The organism is Algibacter sp. (genome assembly GCF_029245835.1).
In the GTDB taxonomy this organism is placed as follows: domain Bacteria; phylum Bacteroidota; class Bacteroidia; order Flavobacteriales; family Flavobacteriaceae; genus Algibacter_B.
Genome location: NZ_JAQWOO010000067.1, coordinates 18,509 through 40,892, shown reverse-complemented (window position 1 = coordinate 40,892; position 22,384 = coordinate 18,509). Strand labels below are relative to the sequence as shown.

Below are 22,384 nucleotides of genomic sequence, written 5' to 3'. Positions count from 1 at the left end.
AAAAAAATCTACTTTTCGCCTTTAATTAGCCCCAACTAATTATTATTTTTAATAAATAAAAAAGAACTAGAAAACACCTACGAGTTATGAGACTTATATACCTCATCTTATTTATACTTTGCTTTAGTGGAAATTTTGTGTTTTCTCAACAAATTTCGGTTGATGACTCTGTTAGTTTACAATCTTTAGTGCAAGATAACTTAGTTAATGGCTGTGTAGATATTAGCAATATTAGTTCGTCTGTAAATGGTATTTCGAGTGGTTTATCGAGTTATGCCTATTTTGAAAGAGCAGGTTCAAATTTTCCTTTTGAGAATGGAATTATGCTTTCTACAGGAGCTTCGGCGTCTGGAGGAAACTCACAAATAACACCTACTCTTAGCGAAGGCTCAACAACTTGGGTTACTGATCCAGATTTAGAAACAGCATTAGGCATTACCAATACAGTTAACGCCACATCAATTGAATTTGATTTTGTATCCATTTCAAATCAATTTCAATTTAATTATCTGTTAGCATCAGAAGAGTACTTTGGTATTAACCCTTGTCAGTTTTCTGATGGTTTTGCCTTTCTTATTAAAGAAGCTGGTACCGCAGATCCTTACCAAAATATCGCACTAATTCCAGGAACCTCAACACCTGTAAATACAAGTACCATTCATAATGTTAATGCAAATACAATTAATTGTGAGCCCCAAAACGAAGAATATTTTGCTGGTTATACGCTCGGTGATACAAACTATAATGGTAGAACAACCGTTTTAACGGCTTTTGGTTCTATTCTCCCAAATGTTACTTATCGTATTAAATTAGTTATTGCAGATCAAACCGATGGCACCTTTGATTCAGCAGTATTTATTGAAGGTGATAGTTTTAGAATTTTAGACTTAGGAGAAGACATTATCACTTGTGATAGTTCTAGAACTTTAAATGCGGATTTACAAAACCCTCTTGCCTCGTATGCTTGGTATAGAAACGGCACTTTAATTACAGGCGCTATTAATGCTACATATAATGCAGTTCAAGACGGCACATATCTGGTTGAAGTTGCTGTTCCTGTTAATGGAACCTCTTGTGTAGAAACCGATGAAATTGTTGTGGTTTTAAATACCGAAGAACCCATGGATCCAATTACTGATTACGCATTGTGCGATGATTCTAGCGGTGATGAAACCGAGGTGTTTGACTTAACAACTAAGGATATCGAAATATCTAATAATTCACCGTTTACCAATTATACATTAAGTTATCATTATTCTGATAATGATGCAAGATTAAATATTGGTGCTATAACCACGCCTATCCCAAATACAGTAAACCCGCAACCTATTTTTGTAAGAGTTCAAGATTTAGATAGCAATTGCTTTTCATATACAACTTTTAACCTTATTGTAAACCCGCTTCCTAATATCTTAGCCCCTACTCCTTTGGAGGTCTGTGATGGTGATGATACTCCTGATGGTTATGCCATTATTGATTTAACCCAAAAAGATGATGAAATTACTTCCGGACAAACAAATTTATTGGTTTCTTATCATTACAACCCTTTAGATGCTAGTTCAGGAAATAACCCAATACCATCCCCTTATATAAATACAAATACCCCTAATGATCAGGTTTATGTTAGAATTGTAGATACCAATACTGGATGCGTAACAAATACGACATTAGATATTGTGGTTACACTAAGCCCCGTTGCTAATAGAGACACCCAATATATTGATGCTTGTGATAGAGACTTAGACGGTGAAGCCACTTTTGATTTAACAGAAGTTATTGCTAATATTTTAAACGGATTAACCGGAGTTTCAACGACCTTTCATGCTACTTTTGATCAAGCTGAAATGAATGTTAGCCCTATAGCAGATGAAACTAATTACCAATATACCAATGCCGTATTAGAACCTGGTTCGGCTACTATTTACTTAAGAATTGAAGATGACACTACAGGTTGTGCGACCATAGTCCCTTTTGAAATCCATACCAATTTATTACTTACTGGCACTGATGTAGGAGATTTTGCTCTTTGCGATACTAACGATGATAATACCGATACTTTAGATTTTGATTTAAACACGCTAGAGAATTTTATTGCTAATGATTTACCTAACTCAATAACAGTTAACTTTTTCGAGTCTGAAGACGATAGAGACAATGGCATTGCTATAGATAAAACAACACCATTTGCAGCTTTAAGCCCAAAAGTTTTATACATAACAATAGAAGATGGTGGTTGTGTTGAAAATTCTGAAATTACTTTATTGGTGAACCCAATCTTACTATTCGATAATGTAACTATACCCTATTGTGATGATGATGACGATGGTATAGCAAGTATAGATTTACAATCCATTGAACCCGGATCTGTAACCGATATTGTTACAAGAAGTAATACTGATTTTACGGTTACTTATTTTGAAACACAAGCGGATGCTGACACTAATAATGAAAACAATCAACTGCCGCCATTCTATAATAATTCCAATCCTGTTGAAACGCTGTATGCGCGTATTGTAAATATAGATTCTGGATGTTCAACCGTTAACCCTTTTCAAATTGAAGTGCTTGTTGCTCCAACAGCCATACAGCCAACAGACGAAATTATTTGTGATAATGATCAAGATGGCTTTTCAATAATTAACCTTGAAGATAAGATAGATGAAGCATTACCTAGCAGAACAGGTTTTACTATTGATGTTTTTACATCTTTTGATGATGCTAATAATAATGTTACTGCTAATGCTATTCCTGTTTCAGATAGAAATGCCTATAATACAAATACACAAACTATTTTTATAAGAATTGAAGATGCGGTAAGTGGTACAGGATGTTATTCTGTAGTTTCATTTGAAGCCATAATAAATACGTTACCCATTATTCCTACAGGTATCATATTCCAAGTTTGTGAAGATGATGGAGATAGTTTTGCTGATTTTATATTAGCAGAAACTGATGTTGAAATATTAAATGGACAAACCGGTAAAGAAGTCTATTATTTTGAAGATGAGACTGATGCTATTAGTGGAAATTTAGCAAATGCCATTCCTAAGAATGATCCATATAATTCAGACTCAAAAATTATATATATAAGAGTAGAAAATATTACAGATGCTACATGTTTTAGTATAGGTTCTATAAATATTCAAGTAGCACCAGATCCAATTTATGATACTATAATAGATTTTCTAGTTTGTGATGATGCCAGTAATGATGGTGTTAGCGCGTTTAATTTACAAGCAAAAGCTGATGAAATTCAAGCAACTTCTCCTGATGTTTTAACTATTTCATTTCATGAAACACCTGAGCTTGCTGAAAGCGCAACAGAACCATTACCTGCAAATTATACCAATATTAGAAACCCTCAGAGTATTTATATAAGAATTGAAAGTTCTGCATCCTTTTGTTTTGTTGTTGAAGAAATTGGAATAAACATTGTTGCAGCTCCAGATGTTTTTGTGGGCGCACCATCTTTAACAGCATGCGCACCAACATCTAATGGTGAAGCTTCTTTTGATTTAACTTTTTATAATCTAGATACTATAACTCCAGATTTTGAAGTTTTAGACCGTGTAAAAAGTAATCTTGAAATAAACTATTTTGAAAATGAAACAGATATTAATAGTAGCGACGGCTTAGATAATTCAAACGAAATTATTAATCCAGCCAATTTTAACTCGGTAGCCAAAACAATATATATTAAAATTGTTAATACTATAACAATGTGCTATACTGTTTCACCACTTGAACTTATTGTTAATTTACCGCCACAAATAAATACAATACCTATAATTACTATTTGTGATAATGATACAAATACATACGATTTATCTCAAGTTAACGAGATGGTTGTTGATGATACTTCATTGGTAAATATTTCATATCATGACAGTCAAAATAATGCCGATAATAATCTAGCTCCTTTAAATAATATATTTAATTACACAACTAGTAACCACGAAATTTTTGTCAGAGTTTCAGATGCAGTAACAGGCTGCCCGATTATAACGTCTTTTATTTTGCAGATAAATGAAAATCCTGTTGCTAACACGCCACCAGGTTTTGTAGATTGTGATGATGATTATGATGGCGAACAAATTTTCAATTTAACAGATAACAACAATACCATTTTAGGAGGATTAAATGCTTCTGATTATTCTATAACGTTTTATGAAAATTTAGGTAATGCTGAAAATAAAGTAGATGCTTTACCAAATATCTATTCAGCTATTGATGGAGACATCATATTTGTTAGACTCGAAAATAACAGTACTGGATGTTATAGTACAACACAATTTAATATTCGTGTACATCCATTACCAATTATCCCAATAGCACAAACTATTCCAATATGTAACGGCGACCCTGTTTTAATAGTCGCTGATACAGGCGTAGCTGGAGATCAATATTTATGGTCTACAGGCGAAACTACAAGTCAAATTATTGTTGCTCCTATAAACGTGGGCAGCTATTCTGTTACAGTAACAAGACCAAACGTTATAGGAAACGATTGTTCGTACACCCACAATTTTGAAGTTATTCCGTCTGATGAAGCTGTAATTAATTTTACTCCAACTGTTAATTTTGCAGATCCAAATCGTATAACAGTCGAAATTGACAATTCTAGAATTGGTGATTATATTTTTCTTTTAGATGGTGTTGAAAACACTCCAAATAATTCTAATATTTTTGAAGATGTTTCTTTTGGTTCTCATATTGTTACTGTAAGAGATTTAAATGGTTGTTTAGACGTTCAGAAACCTGTTTTCATTTTTGATATACCAAAATTTTTAACACCAAATAATGATAATGCCTATGACACATGGCATATTGTTGGAGCCAATCAACTACCCGGAACTATAGTCTATATTTATAACAGGCATGGTAAATTAATTAAAACACTTCCCTATTATTCTGAAGGATGGGATGGGACTTACAATGGACAAAATATGCCTTCAGATGATTATTGGTTTTCTGCTGATATTATTCAAGATGGAGAGTCTTTTAACATTAGAGGACATTTTGCTTTAAAACGATAATTTTTTCTTTCAATATTAAATAATTATTTAGCATTTTAACCTTCAAAATTAAACCTTGAAAGGTTTTATATGTCTTATAATACTAAAATAGTATATTTTAGTGTTTCGTTTTTAATTAGCACTTATATTTTGGAAATGCTTAAAAATTATCATTTAAAATGTTTTTCATTTATTCTCTTAATACTTTTAAGTTTTAAAGGCTATTCTCAATTAAGTAAAAAACATTATATCCCACCCTTAACAAGTGCTGCTTTTGGAAATGCTAATCCGGAAGATCAATATATTTATCTTTCTACTCCAAACAATAGTAATATACCATATACAATAATTCCAGTAGGTCAACCTGCTACAAGCTACATTACAGGTACTGTATCAAATACCATACCTCAACAAATAGCAATAGGCGTAGGTAATGGACAATTATTTATTCCTTCAGACCAAACAAGTGTAATTACAAATGATAAGGGCTATATTATAGAAGCCGAAGCACCAATATATGTTTCGGTAAGAATGAATGCAGGCAACGGCGCACAGGCTGGTGCCTTGGTAAGTAAAGGTATTTCTGCTTTGGGAACTACATTTAGAGTAGGTAGTTACACAAACGAAAGTCCTTCTAGCAATTACTTAAGCTTTGTTTCAGTAATGGCTACTGAAGATAATACTCAAGTTAACTTTAGTAATTTGCCAACTGGATTAATTATAAAAAACTATACAGGACCAACTCCAATTCCTGTAATATTAAACGAAGGAGAAAGTTACACCGTAGCAATTAATAGTGCTGATGCTGTAATGAATCAAGATGGTTTAATTGGTTGCCTAGTAAACTCTACCAAACCAATTGTTGTTAATTGTGGCTCTACAAATGGTAGTTTTGGTTCTGGTGGCGGAAGAGATTATGGTATAGACCAAATAGTAGACCTATCAAAAGTTGGAACAGAATACATTTTTGTAAAAGGCGACGGAAATGATGCATGGGAAAATGCTTTAATTATTGCACATTCTGATAATACAACCATTAGTATTAATGGAAACCCACCAATTACCACTATTAATGCAGGCGAATATTATGTTATTGAGGGTAACGAATATAGTGCTAATGGCAACATGTATGTAGAAACTTCCGAACCTGTTTTTGCCTATCAAGGTGTTGGAGGCTTAGGAAATAACGGCACGCCAAATGAAGCTAATCAAGGTATGTTTTTTGTACCGCCTTTAAGCTGTGAAACGCGAGGAAATCTTGACAATATTGCAAATATAAATAACATTGGTAGTATTAATTACCAAGGTGGTATTTCAATTGTTACTAAAGTTGGAGCCACAGTCACTATTAATAACAATCCTATTACCGTTGCGCCAAGTCCAGTTACTGGAAAACCTGACTATATAACATATAAAATAAAAGGGCTTAACGGGAATATATCTGTTCAAAGTGATGATGAATTATATTGTGCCTACTTTAACTACAATGGAGCAGCAACTTCTGGTAGTTTCTATTCAGGCTTCCCTTCTAACCCAGAAATTAATTTTGATGCACAATTTGCAACATTAGGAAACTGCATACCAAACATTACGCTAGAAGCTGCAAATGCGCAAAGTTTTGATAGTTTTAAATGGCTTTTTGATGATGGTTCTGGATCTGGTTTTATTGATTTAATGATAGCCACTTCAATTATCACTCCTTCGCAACCAGGAAAATATAAATTAATAGGTATTATAACCTGTACTGGCGAAGAATTAGAGTCTATTGAAATTCCAATAAGTATTTGTCCAGATGATAGAGATAATGATGGTATTATAGATAACATAGATATTGATAATGATAATGATGGTATTTTAAACTGTACCGAATCTAGAGGAGATGTTGTAATTGATATTGCTAACATCAATACACCCCAACTAATTTTTCAAGATGGCTCTATCAATTCCACTATACCAAGTAGTACGTATACGCAATCCAACAGTTCTGGGAATATCAATTCATTTACAGGAACGAGTACTGGAAATTTCTCAAGTAATGTATCTTCCGGAATAAATTCTGAAAATAATTATTCTATTTCCTTAACAGAACCTATAAACTTTAAACTTTCAGAAGACACCTCAATAATCCACACTTCTGTTGATGGTGAGTTTTTTATAGCTAGAATTTCGCCAGTAAATAAAAATATTACGCTTGTTGATCCAGATGATCGCTTGCTAATCGACTCTAACTTCGATGGTATTTTTGAAACCGGAATTACCATAATTTCAGGATCCGAAATACGTTTCAAAATCAACCCAACACCAACAGGAACCACGCCATATAAGTTTTTCGCAAATCAAATTGATGGCTTTTCGTTTATTCACAAACTAGAAAACATAACTACAGCTTCAAGTTTTACAGCAAATATATCCTTAACATGTTTCAAAAATGACAATGATTTAGATGGCATTCAAGATGCATTTGATTTAGATAGTGATAATGATGGTATTCCTGATAGTATTGAAAACCAGGGAGCATTAGTTACACTTTCGGGAATTGACGCCGATTTAAATGGTTTAGATGATGTTTTTAATATTTCAACTTTACCAATAGATACAGATAACGATACCGTTTTAGATTTTTATGACTTAGATAGTGATAATGACGGTATATTTGATTTGATTGAAACAGGACAATTAGGAACCTTATCAGATACCGATTTAAATGGTGTTGTAGATGGTCCAAATTATGGCATAAATGGTTGGTCAGATGCTGCGGAAACTTCTCCTGATAGTAATGAAATAGGGTATATTTTAAATGATTTAGACAATGATACCCTTTTTACATATTTAGATACTGATAGTGATGGTGACGAATGTAGCGATGTTATTGAAGCAGGCTTTTCTGATGTAAATCAAGACGATTTTCTTGGAGGTGCACCCCCTACTGTAAATACAAACGGATTGGTAAACAATGCTACTGATGGCTATACGTTACCTAATATAGATTATCTAACAACTGCTCCAATTAGTATTACTACACAACCCGAAAATACTATAGCTTGTGAGTTATCGACGGTAAGTATTAGCGTGGTTTCTCCTGAAACAGAAACATACCAGTGGGAATTAAGTACAGATGGTGTAAATTGGACAACCCTAACAGACAACGCAACGTATTCTGGAACACAAACAGCTGTTTTAACCATCAGTATGACACCAATAAGTTACAGTGGATACCTGTATAGGGTTAAGTTAGATAGAGCAGGAAATAGTTGTGGCATTTATTCAGATGAAATAGATTTAAAAGTTGATGAATTGCCTGTTGCAAATACTGCTCCTGTTATGCGTTTATGCGATGACGATAATAATGGCACCATGCCTTTCGATCTTACAACACAAAATAATTCTATTACTACTGTTTCTGGAATGACAATAACATATCATGAATCTCAATTGGATGCCGATGGAAATATTGATGCTATAACAAGTCCTTTTGAAAGTGGCAATACTACTATTTATGTAAGAGTTGAAAACGACAACAATCCCTCTTGTTTTGCTACTTCAAACTTTAATATTGAAGTATTTGAATCTGCTTTCCCTACCGATTCTGCAACAATGACAAGACTTCAAGAATGTGATGATAATTCTGTTGGTAATGATACCGATGGTTTTAAAACCTTAGATTTAACACAAAAAGAAGCTGAAATACTTAATGGCCAGTTGGCTACAGATTTTACAATAACCTATTTCACAGATGCTAGCTACGTAAACCAAATAATAACGCCAACCACATTTAATAATACCGTTTCTAGCTTACAAACAATTTACGTTAGAGTAACTAATAATCTATTTACAAATTGTTTTACAGATACTTCTTTTGAAATAGAAGTTTTAGAATTACCTCAAGTGAATAACCCAAACAGATATGCGCAGTGTGATGACGATTCTAATGACGGACAAGCATTTTTCAACTTAACGCTTGATAATATTAAGGAAGAAATAAATGCAAACTTTATAGCCCAAGGACTGGTATTTACTTACTATGAAACTCAACCTGAAGCAGAAAATGCAACTAATCCCATTATAAATCCAGAGACTTATCAAGATGCATTAGGCTTTACTCCTGAAACCGTTTGGATTCGTATTGAAAATCCAAATACTTGTTTTAGAGTTGTACCAATTATATTGGATGTAAATCCAAGCAGTGCCGCTTTAGCCTCATATACACCAACCCCAAAGTTTGAATGTGATGACGGTTTAGATAATAGAGATGGTGTTTCTGTTTTCGATATGACAGATATTAGAAACGATATTAGTACAAATGTATTTCCTACTTTTAATGTGAGTGTTCATTTTTATGAAAGTCAAAATGATGCAGAATTAGAAACGAACGAAATATTAGACATTTCAAGTCACGAAAACACAAATTCACCAAATATTCAAAGTATTTGGGTGAGAGTAAAAAGCGATCAAGGAAACGATTGTTTAGGTCTTGAAGAGTTTCCTAATCTTTTAAATGTTGAAGCTTTACCAACAGCAAATCCTGTAACAATTGCAAGGGTATGCGATTTTGATACCACAGATACTGTTTTAAGCTTTCCTTTTGATGTGTCTCAATTAGAAACAAACATTTTAAATGGACAAAATCCTTTGAATGTCACTATTACTTATTTTGATTCCAACGGAGCACCTTTATTATATAACGATGGTACACTTGTTGTAAGCCCAATACAACCTACTTTTTTAACCGAAAATCAAACCATAACTATTCGTGTAACAAATAACAATACACAAGCCCCTAATGGCGCATGTTATGATGAAACTACTTTAGAATTTATTATTGACGAACAACCTATTGTAAATCCAATTCCAAATCAAATTGTTTGTGATGGAGATGCTGGAGATATTGATGATGATGGATTTTATCCCTTTGATACCTCAACATTTAGTAGTACCATCTTAGGAACTCAAATTGGTATGGAAATTTATTATGATTATATAGCCGAAGACGGCAGTATATTAATTAACCAAACCAGTTTACCAAACCCTCTAACCTCTCAGAATCAAGTCATTAATATTAAAGTTGAAAATCCAATCAATCGAATATGTGTGGCTACAACAGTTATTAATTTGGTTGTAAACCCTTTACCCGATTTTACAGTTGAAACGCCAAGACTTGTTTGTTCATCAGATCCTACCTTTTCAATAGAATTAGAACCTTTCGAGGCTAATACTGCTGAGACTTTTAATTACGAATGGCTTTGGACTAGTTTGGATGGCGTGACTACAAATCAATTTGTATCAAACGATAGAATTATTTCTGTATCCATACCAGGTACGTATTCCATCACCTTAACCAAAACAGATGGTACAAATTGCTCTAGAACCGAAACAATATTTGTTGATGCTTCAGAACGAGCAACCATAATACAAGAAGATGTTACCATCATAGATCTATCTGATAATAATTCTGTAACTATTGACACAACTAATTTAGGTATGGGCAGTTATGAGTTCGCGCTTCAAGAAGAAAACTCTACTTTTATTAACTATCAAATAGAACCGGTTTTTAACAATATAAGACCTGGTTTTTATACCATTTATGTAAAAGATAATATTTGTGGTGTATCTACCTTAGACATCTCTGTTATTGGATATCCAAAATACTTTACACCTAACGGCGATGGAATAAACGATTTATGGAGAATTAATGGCGTTAATGAAACAGTTCAGCCTAATACTACCATTTTAATTTATGACCGTTATGGTAAATTAATAAAGCAATTATTAGCGCAATCAAATGGATGGGACGGAACCTTTAACGGCAATATATTACCAACCGATGATTATTGGTTTAGGGTTTCTTTGGAAGATGGCAGACAATTCTCAGGTCACTTTACTCTTAAACGTTAAAACATAAATTTATAATACTAAAATTCCAAATTCCAATCTACTTTAAGTAATTTAGACACTTAAATTACTTTAGGCACTTAAAGGCATATGAAGTTTAAAATTGAATCCGAATTCAATCCAACAGGAGATCAACCACAAGCCATAAAAAAATTAGCTGAGGGGCTCTCTTCAAATGAAAAATATCAAACTTTGCTTGGTGTAACAGGTTCTGGAAAAACCTTTACTATAGCCAATGTTATTCAAGAAGTTCAGAAACCAACATTAGTTTTAGCACACAACAAAACTTTAGCTGCTCAATTATATTCTGAATTCAAACAATTTTTTCCTAACAATGCTGTTGAGTATTTTGTATCCTATTATGATTACTACCAACCTGAAGCCTATATTCCTGTTTCTGGTGTTTATATAGAAAAAGATTTATCTATAAATGAAGAAATAGAAAAAATGCGATTGAGCGCCACGTCATCCCTCCTATCTGGTCGACGTGATGTACTCGTAATTGCATCTGTTTCTTGTATCTATGGTATTGGAAATCCCATTGAGTTTCAAAAAAATGTTATTAGTTTACAGAGAGACCAAGTTATTTCAAGAACCAAATTATTACATCAGTTAGTTCAGAGTTTATACTCAAGAACAGAAGCAGATTTTAAACACGGAAACTTCAGAATAAAGGGCGATACCGTTGATATTTTTCCAAGTTATGCTGATGATGCTTTTAGAATTCACTTTTTTGGTGATGAAATTGAGGACATGGAATCTTTTAATATTCAAACAAATCAGGTTATTGAAAAATACGACCAACTTACAATCTATCCTGCAAATATGTTTGTAACCTCTCCAGACGTGTTACAATCTGCTATTAAAGATATTCAAGATGACTTGGTAAAACAACATGACTATTTCAAAGACATTGGAAAACATCTAGAAGCAAAAAGACTAAAAGAACGCACGGAGTTTGATTTAGAGATGATTCGAGAATTAGGCTATTGTTCTGGTATTGAAAACTACTCACGCTATTTAGACCGTCGACTTCCAGGAACACGACCATTCTGTTTATTAGATTATTTTCCTGATGATTATTTAATGGTAGTAGATGAAAGCCACGTCACTATTTCACAAGTACATGCCATGTACGGAGGAGACCGAAGTAGGAAAGAAAACCTGGTAGATTATGGTTTTAGGTTACCTGCTGCGATGGACAATCGCCCATTAAAGTTTGAAGAGTTTGAAGCCATTCAGAATCAAGTTATCTATGTAAGTGCTACACCTGCAGATTACGAGTTGCAAAAAACAGACGGTGTATATGTTGAACAAGTTATTCGTCCTACTGGATTATTAGATCCCATTATTGAAGTGCGCCCAAGTTTAAACCAAATTGATGATTTAATTGAAGAAATACAAGTTCGTGTTGAAAAAGATGAGCGTACTTTGGTAACTACACTTACAAAACGTATGGCTGAAGAATTGACTAAATATTTAGACAGAATTCAAATTCGTTGTCGTTATATTCATAGTGATGTAGATACTTTAGAGCGTGTAGAGATTATGCAAGATTTGCGTAAAGGTCTTTTTGATGTTTTGGTTGGTGTAAATTTACTTCGTGAAGGTTTAGATTTACCTGAAGTATCTCTTGTAGCTATTTTAGATGCTGATAAAGAAGGTTTTTTACGATCCACACGTTCCTTAACTCAAACGGTTGGCAGAGCTGCTAGAAACCTAAACGGTAAAGCTATAATGTATGCTGATAAAATTACAAAAAGCATGCAAAAAACTATTGATGAAACTCAATACAGGCGGGAAAAACAAATTGCATATAATACAAAGCACAATCTTATTCCTAAAGCATTAAATAAAAGCTTGAATAATGTTTTATCAAAAAATTCGGTGAGTACATACAGTTATGAATTAGAAGCCTTAAAAGCTGCTGAACCAGAAAATGAGTACTTGAGTAAACCCGAACTAGAAAAGAAAATACGTGAAAAAAGAAAACTTATGGAACAAGCTGCAAAAGCACTGGACTTTATTGTAGCAGCAAAACTACGTGACGATATTAAAAGTTACCAGAATAAATTAGAAAAGCTAAAAGTATAAACTTTTAGCTTTTCAGTAATTTACTACTCGTAAATTATAATCAACACTAATATTTGTATTCTTCTAGAACAATCTAAATGAAATGAATTTTAATTGTATTGTGTTTTAAAAATATCTATTAAAACATCTGGCGGTACAATTTTATTTGGAAAACTTTCCATTAAATATAGTACCTTGGTAATAGACTCATGACTAAGTCCCATTCTCAATCCAAAATTATATAACTTTATAACTCCAGCTGAGTTGTTATCTTCATTATGCTCTTGCTCTATATTCATTAATAAAACCAATCTATGAAACTGAACAATACGCTCACTATGTGATTTTAAATGCGTGTATGTCACAGGGTTTTCTAACAAATACTCAAAGTCTTCACGAGAAATATCTAATTGCTTTGCAACACCAAGTAAGAAATTATACTCGATACGCATAATATCCTTATCATATTTAGCAAAAGCAATCATTTCTGACAAAAGGCTTAATTTTTCTACTCTATTTACCATTATCAAGGGTTTTCTTTAGGGATAAAATAATTACATCATAAAGTTACATAGAAGAGTCATTTAATAATCGTAGATATAAGGCATCTTATCGAAAAACAGCAGGTATTTAATCGTGCTTTTTATCAATTTCATCAATAATCCACTTTTGTTGAACCAAAATATTTGCATCTTATCATTTATCACCTCATGATCCAAGCTGAACAAAACCCTAATAAAACACTATTAATCAGGTAATTGAGTTGGTATTTTTAATAAAAAAAACTTATTCTTAAAACCAACATTTAAAGTACCTTTACAGAAAAAGGTTAAACGTTAGTTTTGATTACTTCAAAATTAAAAATCGATGAAATACATGTACCTTTAAACCTTTAAAAAAAAAACAATGACGAATAACGATATTTTAAAAAAATTAAGAGTAGCTCTAAAGCTTCGTGATGATGAAATAGTAAAGATTTTAGAGCTCGTAGATTTTAGAATTTCAAAAAGTGAACTTGGAGCTTTTTTTAGAAAAGAAGACCATCCTAAGTATATGGAATGTGGCGACCAAATTTTACGTAACTTTTTAAACGGACTTGTGATTCACCTTAGAGGACCCATGCCAAAAAAGGGACAAAAAACACAAAAAAAGAGCAACGATTAATAAAGTTGCTCTTTTTTTATATCAGAAGCTTAAACAAGTTAAGCATTACAAATTACATTACGATAATACTTGCTGTACTTTATCCGCAGCTTCTTGAAATTCAGTAGCACTCATTACGTCTAATCCTGAATTATCAATCAACTCTTTAGCTATATCTGCATTAGTTCCTTGTAAACGTACAATAATTGGTACGTTTATAGTTCCCATATTTTTATACGCATCAATAACACCTTGCGCAACACGATCACAACGAACAATACCTCCAAAAATATTTATAAGAATAGCTTTAACCGCTGGATCTTTTAAAATAATCTTAAATGCAGCTTCTACACGTGCCGCATCAGCAGTACCTCCAACATCTAAAAAGTTTGCTGGCTCTCCTCCTGCTTGTTTAATTAAATCCATGGTTGCCATAGCTAAACCTGCTCCATTCACCATACAACCAACGTTTCCGTCAAGATCAACATAGTTTAAACCAAGTTCTCCAGCTTCAACTTCAATAGCGCTTTCCTCACGCACATCACGTAAATCAACATAATTTTTATGTCTAAATAAAGCATTATCATCTATAGTCACTTTAGCATCAACAGCCATAATCTTATCATCACTAGTTTTTAAAACGGGATTTATTTCAAATAACGATGAGTCAGATTTTACATAAGCAGTATAAAGTGCTGTAACAAATTTTGTCATTTCTTTAAACGCTAATCCAGATAACCCTAAGTTAAAAGCGATACGCCTTGCTTGAAATGGCAATAAACCAACAGCAGGATCAATTTCTTCTGTAAAGATTAAATCAGGAGTTTCTTCTGCAACAGTTTCAATATCCATTCCGCCTTCGGTTGAATACATTATCATATTACGTCCTGTACCTCTATTTAATAAAACAGACATATAAAACTCATTTGTTTCGCTATCACCAGGGTAATAAACATCTTCAGCAACTAAAACTTGATGTACGCGCTTACCTTCAGCAGAAGTTTGAGGTGTAATCAAATCCATACCTATAATTTGTCCTGAAATCTCTTCAACTTCTTTTAGGTTTTTAGCAAGTTTAACGCCACCGCCTTTACCTCTTCCTCCTGCATGAACTTGGGCTTTTATAACGTGCCAACTCGTTCCTGTTTCGTTTGTCAATTGTTTTGCTGCAGCAACTGCTTCTTGAGCATTTTGAGCTACTATACCGCGTTGGATACGTACGCCGAAACTGTTTAATATTTCTTTACCTTGGTATTCGTGTAAATTCATAATATCGGTTCTTTTTTAAGATTCACAAATGTAAATAATAGCCTTTACTTACCCTAATAATTAAATGTGAAAACTTTGATAAATTATTCACTTCATATATTTGTTAAATAATTAACAAAATGTTTAATTTAATTTATTTTTTAGTTTTTTATTTTTTTATTGAAGCAAAGAAATATCTTTGACAAAAATTAGAAAAACCATGTTAGATAATCAGTTGCTAAAAATAGCAAAAGAATTTGGAAGTCCCGTTTATGTATATGATGCTAGCAAAATTGAAAGCCAGTACAAAAGACTTACTAATGCCTTTAAAGATGTTAAGAAATTAAAACTTAATTATGCTGTTAAGGCGTTATCTAATATTTCTATCCTAAAACTTTTTAAATCACTTGGATCTGGTATTGATACTGTTTCAATTCAAGAAGTACAACTAGGGTTAGCAGCAGGTTTTTCTCCAGAACAAATTATTTTTACACCAAATGGTGTATCGTTAAGTGAAATAGAAGAAGCCGCAAAATTAGGTGTTAAAATTAATATTGATAATTTATCCATTTTGGAACAGTTTGGTACAAAACATCCAAAAGTGCCTGTTTGTATTCGAATAAACCCCCATGTTATGGCTGGTGGGAATGCCAATATTTCAGTAGGTCATATAGATTCTAAATTTGGCATTTCAATTCATCAAATACCACATATATTAAGGATTGTGGAAAATACTAAAATGACTATTAACGGTATTCATATGCATACTGGTAGTGATATTTTAGATATTGAAGTGTTCTTATATGCGAGTGAAATTTTATTTGATACTGCTAAACAATTCAAAAATTTAGATTTTATAGATTTTGGTTCAGGTTTTAAAGTACCTTACAAACAAGGTGATATTGAAACTAATATTGAAGAATTAGGTAAAAAACTATCAAAAAGATTTAACGAATTTTGTAAAGATTATGGCAAGGATTTAACCTTAGCTTTTGAACCTGGCAAGTTTTTAGTAAGTGAATCTGGTAGTTTTTTAACTCAAGTAAATGCGGTAAAACAGACTACCTCAACGGTTTTTGCTCAAGTTGATTCTGGATTTAACCATTTAATACGTCCAATGCTTTACGGCTCGCATCATGATATAGTTAATATATCTAACCCAGAAGGTAGAGAACGATTTTATACCGTTGTTGGTTATATATGTGAAACCGATACTTTTGGAAATAATAGACGTATCAATGAAATTAATGAAGGTGATATTTTATGCTTCAAAAATGCTGGAGCATATTGTTTCTCTATGGCTAGCAATTACAATTCTAGATTTAGACCTGCTGAAGTATTGTGGTATAACAACAAAGCACATTTAATTAGGAAGCGCGAAACTTTTGAAGATATTTTAAACAATCAAATTGAAGTTGATTTTAATTCGGAAAAACAACCCGTATTAGCTAAATCATAATATTTGTTGACAAAATCATACGCCTCTTTAAACAAACTTGTTTTAAAGAGGCTTTTTTTTGAAATAAATGCACGTTATTTAAGTTTAATAATAAAATCGTCCTATTTTTGGAAAAACTCAATAATTAATGAATTTTACTAACCCCCTCGTTTACGGTGTTCCATGTTTTCTTGGATTAATTTTACTCGAATTATCATATAGTAAACATCGCAAAGATGAAAAAAGTAAAAAACTATATAATTGGAAAGATTTAACCGCAAGTCTTACAATGGGAATTGGTTCGGCTGTATTAGCGCCTGTTGCAAAAACAATAGCATTTATATTAGTTTTTAGTATTACTTATGAAATATTCAACCCAGAAATTGATGGTATTCGAACAAACATAATGGGATGGAAATCTTTTGGTTACGCTTGGTATGTTTGGATACTTTGTCAATTAGCTGATGATTTTAGCTATTATTGGTTCCACAGACAAAACCATAATGTACGTTTTTTATGGGCGGCACATATTGTACACCACTCTTCTGATAATTTTAATTTAGGTACCGCTGTTAGAAATGGTTGGTTTACCATTTTTTACAAACCTTTTTTCTATATGTGGATTCCTGCTATTGGGTTTCCTCCAGAAATGCTAGTGGTTTGTTTAGGTATAGAAGCCCTATGGCAATTTCAATTACACTCTGTGTACATTCCTAAAATGGGTTTCATAGAAAAGTTTATGAATACGCACACCATGCATCAAGTACACCACGCACAAAACCTTGAATACATGGACAAAAATCATGGTGGTTTCTTAAATATTTTTGATAAAATGTTTGGCACTTGGAAAGAGCTAGATGAAACTATTGATATAAAATATGGTGTATCCCACCCACCAAATTCTTATAATCCTTTAGTTATCTTAACTCATGAATATAGAGATATCTGGAACGATATGAAAAAATCCAAAAACTGGTACCATAAATTCATGTATGCTTTTGGTGCACCAGGTTGGAGTCATGATGGTAGCACACTTACTATAAAACAGCAACAAAAACTTGGATTAAAAACAAAAAAACCAGAGAAACAAAGTGCTCTGGTTTAATAATATTTTATTTCGTAAAATATACTTTACCTTAAAAAGTATTACAATCGGTTAATTAAAAAAAAATTAGTCTTTAGTAAATCTATGCGATAAAGCCCCTTTCTCTGTTGCAACATTGATTATATATAGTCCAGATTTTAATGCACTAACATCAACAAGCGTGGTGTTGGTTTTTGTTTTCATTACCTGTCTTCCTGAAATATCATAAACCTTAATAGATTTTATTCTAGCTTTTTGTTTTAAATTAATATTTAAATGATTTTTAACTGGATTCGGAAAAACACTTAAAGCATTTAAATTATTTTTATTAATATCTAAAGAATTTGTATCCAAACGCTCAATAAGTACTTCCTCAATAGGATCAAACAAAGTTCCCGTTGTAGATATAACCAACTCGGTATATCTAAGAAAAATATTCCCCGTGATATCGTCATAATAGTAATATGATAATTGACTTGCACTAGCGTTTAGTACATTAAAAATTATATTCTGTTCAATTTTAAGTCTGGTTACTTGACCGCTATATGAACCTGAGCCATTTCCAAGATCATTGGTGTTTAAAGTTCCATAAGCATCTACAGTAGTAGTTATTAATCCTTCAAACGTACCCGATAAGTTGCCAAATTCAGGGCTAAAAAAATCAAAACTTCCAGAAACATCATCAGAATTGGTACTTCCAAAAGCTAATGGGAATATACCAATTACAGCATTACCATTATCATCGTTGGGTGGAATTGGGTTAACTGGCTCGCCTATATTCCTAGTATTATCACCATCATAATTTAAACTAAGCCCCTCACGCTCAATACCAGTAAGTGACACTAAACCAGCAATATTTTCTGTAAAAACTTTATTTGTACCACCAACTAAAGGAGTAGATGTTGTAGTTTGTACAGATGTTGTATTTGGATATTCAATTAATTCTCCTGATGTAGGTACTGCGTAAGTATCTTCTGTTGTAGTTCCTGTTGTTGAAAATGAACTGAATGTCCATATTGCATTAGCGCCAGTTGGACTTTGGTCTATTGCAGAAGGTGTTGACACAACGTAGTAATTAGATAACGGATTACTATTATAATTCTGAATAGGTGTTTGTGCTTCTGAAAAGCTAAAAACAAAAGTAAATACAAATAATAAAAGTAATTTCATTTTCATTGGTATAAGATTTAGTAATTTATGAAAATATAAAATCTCAGGTCAACTGAGACTAATAATAGATGTAAGCGCATATTTATTAGTTGTTATGTTATTCAATTCTAATACATTAATTGTTATTAGATAAAAAGCCTTTATAGCAACTATTATATAACATAAATTATTTGGTATAACATGATGCTTTATCTACTTTTAAAAATCGTTACGTTTTTTATTTTAAAAACATTTAAAGGTTTATGGAAATTAAAACCAACCGTATTGAATCCATTGACATTTTAAGAGGTGTTGCTATGGTACTTATGGCTTTAGACCATGTTAGAGATTATTTTCATTATGGGTCTTTTTTTTCTGATCCAACAAATTTAGAAACCACCACCCCTTTTTTATTTTTTACACGTTTTATAACGCATTATTGTGCGCCTGTATTTGTTTTTCTTGCTGGAACGTCAGCATTTTTGTACGGTACAAAAAGAACAAAACCCAAACTTTTCAAATTTTTAATAACCCGTGGTTTTTGGCTTATACTTCTAGAAATAACCTTGAATAATTTGTTATGGAAGTTCGACATTACATTTAGTAGAATTATACTGCAAGTAATTTGGGCTATCGGTTTAAGTATGGTGTCGTTATCATTCTTGATTTATTTATCACGAAAAACCCTTTTAATAATTGGTGTTATTATTGTAGCTGGTCATAATCTATTAGATGGTATTGTTATGCAAGGCAATAGTTTTCAGTCTATTATCTGGTATATATTGCATCAAGCAAATATTGTAACTGTTAGTAATAATTTTGATATTGGTATATTTTACCCAATACTACCATGGATTGGACTTATGACATTAGGCTATTCCTTAGGCTATCTATATCAAAAGGGGTTTGACTCTGGTATTAGAAAAAAGTGGTTACTACATTTAGGGATTGGAGCAATACTTTTATTTTTTATTTTAAGAAGCATAAATATTTATGGAGATTTAGTGCCATGGACAGTTCAAGATACTAACACAAAAACAATACTGTCTTTCTTTAAAGTATCAAAATATCCGCCCTCTTTAGCTTATATTTTGGTTACCATTGGTCCCTCTTTATTATTCTTATATGTTTTTGAAAACATTAAAAATAAAGTAACTGACTTCTTTTTAATTTTTGGTCGTGTTCCTTTTTTTTATTATTTCTTACATATCCTAGTTATACATGTTTTCGCAATGATAGGTATGGCTATTTTTGGAGGAAATTGGCAAGACATGATTTTAACTAAAGATGTTTTTAGTAGTGGAAGACTAATTAATTACGGTTATTCGCTTTTTGTAGTTTATGCAGTTTGGGTAGGTATTATTTCACTACTCTACTTCCCGTGCAGAAAGTATATGATTTATAAAGCAAATAATAAAGACAAGTGGTGGCTGAGTTATTTATAGATAACTATCAATTTATTCAATGAATCAAAAAGAAGAAGGGTTAAAAAGACGTGTTGGTGTATTAGGTTTATCGGCTAACATTATCAACATTATTATAGGGTCTGGGATTTTTGTACTTCCAGCTATTGTAGCTAGTTATATGGGTGCATCAAGTATATTGGCATACTTGTTTTGCGGATTATTAATGGCTATGATAATGCTATGTTTTGCTGAAGCTGGAAGCAAAGTCACTACTACTGGTGGCCCTTATACTTATATTGAAACAGCTTTTGGAGACTACGCAGGGTTTATTGCTGGTTTTTTTGCTATTGGAAGTAATTTATTTGCTGATGCTGCAGTATCAAATGCTTTAGTAAATGTTATAGCATCTGCTTACCCCATATTTGCAGAGGGTTGGCCCCGTTTTATATTTTTATTTATTCTTTTTTACGGATTGGTTTATATCAATGTTATTGGATTAAAACAAGGTATTGGATTAGTGAAATTTAACACGTTAATAAAACTAATACCATTACTTCTGCTTATACTTATTGGTTTTAAAGATGTATCATTAAGTAATTTATATTTTGACAATATGCCAAGTATTAAAACCCTTGGACAAACATCGCTTATTTTATTTTTTGCTTTTCAAGGTTGTGAGACGGGTATTATTGTTGGGGGTGAAGTTATTAACCCTAAACGTACCATTCCTAGAGCCATTTTAATTAGTATAACCGTTGTTGTAGTTGTATATGTTTTAATACAATCCGTATCTCAAGGTGTATTGGGCAGTAACTTACCTAATTTTAAAGCGGCTCCACTTGCTGAAACCGCCAAAGTAGTTATGGGGTCTTTTGGATATACACTTTTAATTATAGGAGCTGTTATTTCTATGTTTGGATATATGAGCGGTACCATTTTAAATAGCCCAAGAATAGTTTACGCACTTTCAAGAGATGGTGTAATTCCTATAAAACCATTATCTAAAATTCATAAAACTTTTGCAACCCCATATTTAGCGATTATAATTTATGCTACAATTGGTTTTACGCTAGCAATTTCAGGTAGTTTCGAACAATTAGCAATTATTGCAAGTAGTGCTATGTTAATGCTTTATTTGGGAGTAGCATTATCCGTAATTAAGTTACGTAGATCTCATAAGGAAAATGATGGATTTAAAATCCCTGGAGGATTTGTAGTACCTATTTTATCTATTGGAATTATTATTTATTTTTTATCTAATCTTTCAGCAAAAGAAGCAATTGTTACAGGTATTATTATTGCGATTTTAAGTTTGATTTTCTTATTTCTTAGAGTTTTAAAAAAGAAGAAAGTATAATTTAAAGTACATCATTTTTTCAATTTCCCACTAAACACACTTACATTTGAATTGAAGGGATTACCTGAAGCACGTCTTAACATAACCACTTGTCCGCAATGCCAAATCGCATCAGCTATTGGTCCGTTAATAATATTCCAAAAGGGAACTTCTGATGCTTCAAGTTTAAAAGGTTTTTGAGTGTCTTTTAATACGTCTGAAACTATTTTGAAATTAAGTAACGTACGCTTACGTTTTTCCTTAAAACTAAGCGTTTCTTTATTTTCATCTTTATCACTATCTAAAATATTATTACGAATGAATTTTGAAAGACCGTAAAGATGCTCTATTGTTTCAGCTGAAGACCTACCAGACGCGCTTGCTTTATAACTCAAATCTTCTGGTTTTAATCCTTCTGTTGCCCAAAAATACCGAAACCCTAAACCATCAATCATTCTTGCAGCTACAGTAGTTGAAGTATAGGCTTCTGGATAATCAGGAATTTCGTAATATGGTAATTTATCTTCATTTTGCGCCATCATGACTGTTGTTAAAATTAAAGCTAATATTTAAGTTAATTTCTTCATATTTAAATGATAAGAT

12 protein-coding genes are annotated in these 22,384 nt (G+C 32.3%); 8 read left to right on the top strand and 4 right to left on the bottom strand.

What is annotated here, in order from left to right:
• Positions 1-86: 86 nt before the first annotated feature.
• The 3 genes from P8K68_RS10865 (at position 87) to uvrB (ending at position 12,998) form a co-directional block, all read left to right on the top strand.
• The gene (locus P8K68_RS10865; RefSeq protein WP_300250729.1) at positions 87-5,036 is read left to right on the top strand and encodes a choice-of-anchor L domain-containing protein; all 4,950 of its coding nucleotides are present in this window, start codon (positions 87-89) and stop codon (positions 5,034-5,036) included.
• 69 nt (positions 5,037-5,105) lie between these two features.
• Positions 5,106-10,907, top strand: a complete 5,802-nt coding sequence (locus P8K68_RS10860) for a T9SS type B sorting domain-containing protein (protein ID WP_300250726.1) — start codon at positions 5,106-5,108, stop codon at positions 10,905-10,907.
• An 87-nt stretch (positions 10,908-10,994) separates the two neighbouring features.
• The gene (gene uvrB / locus P8K68_RS10855) at positions 10,995-12,998 is read left to right on the top strand and encodes an excinuclease ABC subunit UvrB (protein WP_300250724.1); all 2,004 of its coding nucleotides are present in this window, start codon (positions 10,995-10,997) and stop codon (positions 12,996-12,998) included.
• Between the two features lie 89 nt (positions 12,999-13,087).
• Here the strand turns inward: uvrB and P8K68_RS10850 are convergent, their stop codons facing one another.
• Positions 13,088-13,501, bottom strand: a complete 414-nt coding sequence (locus P8K68_RS10850) for a TerB family tellurite resistance protein (protein ID WP_300250721.1) — start codon at positions 13,499-13,501, stop codon at positions 13,088-13,090.
• 382 nt (positions 13,502-13,883) lie between these two features.
• On the opposite strand from P8K68_RS10850, the gene P8K68_RS10845 reads away from it, so the two are divergent.
• The gene (locus tag P8K68_RS10845) at positions 13,884-14,141 is read left to right on the top strand and encodes a DUF1456 family protein (RefSeq protein ID WP_300250719.1); all 258 of its coding nucleotides are present in this window, start codon (positions 13,884-13,886) and stop codon (positions 14,139-14,141) included.
• Positions 14,142-14,198: 57 nt separating this feature from the next.
• On the opposite strand, the gene sucC is transcribed toward P8K68_RS10845, so the two are convergent.
• Positions 14,199-15,389, bottom strand: a complete 1,191-nt coding sequence (sucC, locus tag P8K68_RS10840) for an ADP-forming succinate--CoA ligase subunit beta (RefSeq protein ID WP_300250718.1) — start codon at positions 15,387-15,389, stop codon at positions 14,199-14,201.
• A gap of 199 nt (positions 15,390-15,588) precedes the next feature.
• On the opposite strand from sucC, the gene lysA reads away from it, so the two are divergent.
• Together lysA and P8K68_RS10830 are read left to right on the top strand one after the other, a co-directional pair.
• Positions 15,589-16,827 (top strand): diaminopimelate decarboxylase, encoded by a 1,239-nt coding sequence (lysA, locus tag P8K68_RS10835; protein WP_300250773.1) that lies wholly within the window; start codon positions 15,589-15,591, stop codon positions 16,825-16,827.
• Positions 16,828-16,954: 127 nt separating this feature from the next.
• Positions 16,955-17,911: a sterol desaturase family protein gene (locus P8K68_RS10830; RefSeq protein ID WP_300250716.1), complete on the top strand. Its 957-nt coding sequence runs from the start codon at positions 16,955-16,957 to the stop codon at positions 17,909-17,911.
• Positions 17,912-17,977: 66 nt separating this feature from the next.
• Here the strand turns inward: P8K68_RS10830 and P8K68_RS10825 are convergent, their stop codons facing one another.
• The gene (locus tag P8K68_RS10825) at positions 17,978-19,066 is read right to left on the bottom strand and encodes a T9SS type A sorting domain-containing protein (protein ID WP_300250714.1); all 1,089 of its coding nucleotides are present in this window, start codon (positions 19,064-19,066) and stop codon (positions 17,978-17,980) included.
• A gap of 236 nt (positions 19,067-19,302) precedes the next feature.
• Here P8K68_RS10825 and P8K68_RS10820 point away from each other — a divergent pair, with 236 nt between their 5' ends.
• Positions 19,303-20,484 carry a heparan-alpha-glucosaminide N-acetyltransferase domain-containing protein gene (locus tag P8K68_RS10820; protein WP_300250713.1) on the top strand — a complete coding sequence of 394 codons (1,182 nt, stop codon included), beginning with the start codon at positions 19,303-19,305 and terminating at the stop codon, positions 20,482-20,484.
• Between the two features lie 19 nt (positions 20,485-20,503).
• Positions 20,504-21,802 (top strand): APC family permease, encoded by a 1,299-nt coding sequence (locus P8K68_RS10815; RefSeq protein ID WP_300250711.1) that lies wholly within the window; start codon positions 20,504-20,506, stop codon positions 21,800-21,802.
• A gap of 11 nt (positions 21,803-21,813) precedes the next feature.
• Here P8K68_RS10815 and P8K68_RS10810 read toward each other — a convergent pair whose 3' ends face one another.
• Positions 21,814-22,323: a hypothetical protein gene (locus P8K68_RS10810; protein ID WP_300250710.1), complete on the bottom strand. Its 510-nt coding sequence runs from the start codon at positions 22,321-22,323 to the stop codon at positions 21,814-21,816.
• Positions 22,324-22,384 lie beyond the last annotated feature (61 nt).

Coding starts and splice junctions, on each gene's coding strand:
- P8K68_RS10830 (WP_300250716.1), top strand. CDS start 16,955: ATGAATTTTACTAACCCCCTCGTTTACGGTGTTCCATGTTTTCTTGGA.
- P8K68_RS10850 (WP_300250721.1), bottom strand. CDS start 13,501: ATGGTAAATAGAGTAGAAAAATTAAGCCTTTTGTCAGAAATGATTGCT.
- P8K68_RS10820 (WP_300250713.1), top strand. CDS start 19,303: ATGGAAATTAAAACCAACCGTATTGAATCCATTGACATTTTAAGAGGT.
- lysA (WP_300250773.1), top strand. CDS start 15,589: ATGTTAGATAATCAGTTGCTAAAAATAGCAAAAGAATTTGGAAGTCCC.
- uvrB (WP_300250724.1), top strand. CDS start 10,995: ATGAAGTTTAAAATTGAATCCGAATTCAATCCAACAGGAGATCAACCA.
- P8K68_RS10815 (WP_300250711.1), top strand. CDS start 20,504: ATGAATCAAAAAGAAGAAGGGTTAAAAAGACGTGTTGGTGTATTAGGT.
- P8K68_RS10825 (WP_300250714.1), bottom strand. CDS start 19,066: ATGAAAATGAAATTACTTTTATTATTTGTATTTACTTTTGTTTTTAGC.
- P8K68_RS10845 (WP_300250719.1), top strand. CDS start 13,884: ATGACGAATAACGATATTTTAAAAAAATTAAGAGTAGCTCTAAAGCTT.
- sucC (WP_300250718.1), bottom strand. CDS start 15,389: ATGAATTTACACGAATACCAAGGTAAAGAAATATTAAACAGTTTCGGC.
- P8K68_RS10860 (WP_300250726.1), top strand. CDS start 5,106: ATGTCTTATAATACTAAAATAGTATATTTTAGTGTTTCGTTTTTAATT.
- P8K68_RS10810 (WP_300250710.1), bottom strand. CDS start 22,323: ATGATGGCGCAAAATGAAGATAAATTACCATATTACGAAATTCCTGAT.
- P8K68_RS10865 (WP_300250729.1), top strand. CDS start 87: ATGAGACTTATATACCTCATCTTATTTATACTTTGCTTTAGTGGAAAT.